Source organism: Frigoribacterium sp. VKM Ac-2530 (genome assembly GCF_015350835.1).
Taxonomy (GTDB): domain Bacteria; phylum Actinomycetota; class Actinomycetes; order Actinomycetales; family Microbacteriaceae; genus Frigoribacterium.
Genome location: NZ_JADKSE010000004.1, coordinates 1 through 540, shown reverse-complemented (window position 1 = coordinate 540; position 540 = coordinate 1). Strand labels below are relative to the sequence as shown.

The following is a 540-nucleotide window of genomic DNA, read 5'->3' as shown; positions in this document are numbered from 1 at the left end:
AGGCTTCGGTCGTCGATGGTGTTTAGGTTTCTTTGAGATTGACGGACAATCAACAATCGTCAGATTGTTTTGTTCTTTCAGTCAGCATCAAATTCAGCAGTTATCACCTTTTTCCGGTGGTTCTGTTTTTTCTTTTACGGAGAGTTTGATCCTGGCTCAGGACGAACGCTGGCGGCGTGCTTAACACATGCAAGTCGAACGATGAACTCCAGCTTGCTGGGGGGATTAGTGGCGAACGGGTGAGTAACACGTGAGTAACCTGCCCTTGACTCTGGGATAAGCGCTGGAAACGGCGTCTAATACCGGATACGAGCTTCAGCCGCATGGCTAGGAGTTGGAAAGAATTTCGGTCAAGGATGGACTCGCGGCCTATCAGCTAGTTGGTGAGGTAATGGCTCACCAAGGCGACGACGGGTAGCCGGCCTGAGAGGGTGACCGGCCACACTGGGACTGAGACACGGCCCAGACTCCTACGGGAGGCAGCAGTGGGGAATATTGCACAATGGGCGCAAGCCTGATGCAGCAACGCCGCGTGAGGGA

The 540-nt window shown here is 53.5% G+C and carries 1 rRNA gene; it reads left to right on the top strand.

Going from position 1 to position 540, the window contains the following annotated elements:
- Window positions 1-133: 133 nt before the first annotated feature.
- Window positions 134-540, top strand: a 16S ribosomal RNA gene (locus ITJ48_RS15945); the annotation flags it as partial.